This window comes from Xanthomonas sp. SHU 166 (assembly GCF_000364685.1).
GTDB lineage: Bacteria > Pseudomonadota > Gammaproteobacteria > Xanthomonadales > Xanthomonadaceae > Xanthomonas_A > Xanthomonas_A sontii.
In genome coordinates this window covers 1-2,876 of record NZ_AQOJ01000817.1, presented here as the reverse complement: position 1 = coordinate 2,876, position 2,876 = coordinate 1, and the positions used below count along the sequence as shown (strand labels likewise).

At 69.5% G+C, this 2,876-nt stretch carries 3 protein-coding genes and 1 pseudogene; all 4 read left to right on the top strand.

What is annotated here, in order from left to right; translation table 11 throughout:
• Positions 1 to 296: SPOR domain-containing protein (locus D180_RS18785; protein ID WP_043091343.1), on the top strand; the 296-nt coding region annotated here is incomplete at its 5' end.
• 95 nt (positions 297 to 391) lie between these two features.
• Complete coding sequence (locus tag D180_RS18780; RefSeq protein ID WP_017908612.1) at positions 392 to 1,153, top strand: CvpA family protein; 762 nt, start codon at positions 392 to 394, stop codon at positions 1,151 to 1,153.
• A 28-nt stretch (positions 1,154 to 1,181) separates the two neighbouring features.
• Positions 1,182 to 2,648, top strand: a complete 1,467-nt coding sequence (gene purF, locus D180_RS18775) for an amidophosphoribosyltransferase (protein ID WP_017913998.1) — start codon at positions 1,182 to 1,184, stop codon at positions 2,646 to 2,648.
• A gap of 31 nt (positions 2,649 to 2,679) precedes the next feature.
• A pseudogene (locus D180_RS18770) lies at positions 2,680 to 2,876 on the top strand (hypothetical protein); the annotation flags it as partial.

Below are 2,876 nucleotides of genomic sequence, written 5' to 3'. Positions count from 1 at the left end.
CGGCCACCACGGCGGCCGCCAAGCCGGCGCCGAGCGTGCCGGCCGCGCCTGCCGCTTCCGGCACCGGCTTCGCCGTGCAGCTGGGCGCGTTCGGCAAGGCCGAGGACGCCAATGCCCTGCGCGACAAGGTGCGCGCGGCCGGCTTCAGCGCCTTCGTCGAGCAGGTGCGCACCGACAAGGGCGCGCTGAACCGGGTGCGGGTCGGCCCGGTCGCCAACCGCGCCGATGCCGAGCAGTTGCGCGCCCAGGTGGCAGCCAAGGTCGGTATCAGCGGTATGGTACGTCCACATCCTTGATCGGGCTTCGGCCCATGGAGTAGCACGATGGTCCAGGGAAGGCAGGCGCGACGCGCGATCGGCGCGATGCAGCGGCTCGGCCGCGGGAGGCGCGCATGATCGACATGGTGCTGTTGACGGTGATCCTGGTCTCGGCCCTGCTCGGGGCCCTGCGCGGGTTCGTCGGCATCGTGGTCGGCACGCTGTCCTGGTTCCTGGCCGGCTGGGCCACGTTCCAGTTCGGCGGCAATGCCGGGCAGTGGCTGGCCAACGGGTCCCGGCCGAGCATGAGCTACTACCTGGGCGGCTACGCGCTGACCTTCGTGACGGTGATGGCGGTGGTCGGCATCACCGGCATGGTGATCCGCACCGCGGTGCGCTCGACCGCGCTGTCGGGCACCGACCGCGCGCTCGGCTTCGGCCTGGGGGCGGCGCGCGGCGGCTTCTTCGCCGCGGTGCTGGCGTTCCTGATGAGCTTCACCCCGCTGACCCGCGAGCCGGACTGGCAGCATTCCATGGTGTTGCCGGTGCTCAAGCCGGGCGTGGGCTGGATGCGCGCGCAGATACCGGACTGGCACATGCCGCAGATGCCGCAGATGAACCTGTCGCAGATGCCGCAACTGAACGTGTCGCAGATGAATTTGGGCAACTTGCCCGCGGCAGGCGATAATGCCGCGCTGGGCAACGCCCTGCAGGCCAGTGGGCTGCAGGAGATGATGTCCAAGGCCCTGGGACGTCCCGGGGTGCGGTCCGCGCAGCCCGGGGGCGATCCGTCGCAACTGATGCCCGCGAACATCGATCCGGCGCAGGCGCGTCCGGCGCAATTCGACCCGGCACGGGTCGAACCCAACGGCCAGGCACGGCCACCTTCCCAATAGCGGCATCCCCGCCGCGGAGAGCGTTGACATGTGTGGCATCGTCGGAATCGTCGGCAACCAGAACGTGGCCGGGCAACTCTATGACGGCCTGGCCGTGCTGCAGCACCGCGGCCAGGACGCGGCGGGCATCGCCACCGCCGACGGCACCCGCCTGCGCGTGCAGAAGGCCAACGGCCTGGTCCGCGACGTCTTCGACGAGAAGCGCATGGCCGTGCTGGAAGGCCGTGTCGGCATCGCCCATTGCCGCTATCCGACCGCCGGCTCGGAAGGCATGGACGAGGCGCAGCCGTTCTATGTGAATTCGCCTTACGGCATTGCGCTGGCCCACAACGGCAACCTGGTCAATACCGAGGCCCTGCGCCAGCAGGTGTTCGAGGCCGACCGCCGCAACATCAACACCGATTCGGACAGCGAAGTGTTGCTGAACGTGTTCGCCTACGAGCTCGACGCGCAGCGCATGCTGACCCCGGAGGCGGCGATCCGCGCCGTGGCCGGCGTGCACCGCCGCTGCAAGGGCGGCTACGCGGTGGTCAGCGTGGTGCTGGGCCTGGGCCTGGTCGCGTTCCGCGACCCGCACGGCATCCGTCCGCTGGTGCTGGGCAAGCGCGAGAGCGTGGAGGGCGACGAGTACATCGTCGCTTCCGAGTCCTCGGCGCTGGACATCCTCGGCTTCACCCGCGTGCGCGACGTGCGCCCCGGCGAAGCGCTGGTGATCACCGGCCGCGGCGAGCTGTTCTCCGAGGTCTGCGCCTCGCCCACCGACCACACCCCGTGCATCTTCGAGTACGTGTACTTCGCGCGGCCGGACTCGATGATCGACAACGTCTCGGTGCACAAGGCGCGCATGCGCATGGGCATGAAGCTGGGCGAGAAGATCCTGCGCCTGCGCCCGGATCACGACATCGACACCATCATTCCGATCCCGGACACCTCGCGCGACGCCGCGCTGGAGATCTCCAACGTGCTCGGGGTGAAGTACCGCGAGGGCTTCGTCAAAAACCGCTACATCGGCCGCACCTTCATCATGCCGGGGCAGGGCGAGCGGGTGAAGTCGGTGCGCCGCAAGCTCAATCCGATCCATCTGGAATTCCGCAACCGCGTGGTGCTGCTGGTCGACGATTCGATCGTGCGCGGCACCACCAGCCGGCAGATCGTGCAGATGGCGCGCGACGCCGGCGCGCGCAAGGTGTACCTGGCCAGCGCCGCGCCGCCGGTGCGCTATCCCAACATCTACGGCATCGACATGCCGGCCGCCGACGAACTGGTCGCGCACGGCCGCAGCGAGCAGGAGATCCAGGAATTCCTCGGCTGCGACTGGCTGATCTACCAGGACCTGGAAGATCTGGAGACCGCGGTGCGCGAGGGCAACCCGGAACTGAAGGCGTTCGACTCCTCGTGCTTCAACGGCCAGTACACCACCGGCATCGAACCCGGCTATTTCGAGCGGATCATGCAGCTGCGCTCGGACGAGGCCAAGCGCAAGCGCCGTGCCTGAGTCCCGCCGCCGCCGCGCCCGGGCGCGGCGCATGCTCGCGCTGGCGGGTCTGGCGGCGCTGTGCGGCGGCTGCACTGCTGACGACGCCACGCGGCCGGTGCAGGCGCTGGACGATCCGCGCCTGCGCGACGGCAGCGTGCCGAGTGCGCAGTTGACCATGCTGCAGCTGTACATGGCCCCGGACCAGCTGGCGGTGCTGCAGCCGGGCTACCGCGCACCGTTGGCGAT

What these genes read in the sequence shown, in the direction of transcription:
- purF (WP_017913998.1), top strand. Translation starts at nt 1,182, where the DNA reads ATGTGTGGCATCGTCGGAATCGTCGGCAACCAGAACGTGGCCGGGCAA.
- D180_RS18780 (WP_017908612.1), top strand. Translation starts at nt 392, where the DNA reads ATGATCGACATGGTGCTGTTGACGGTGATCCTGGTCTCGGCCCTGCTC.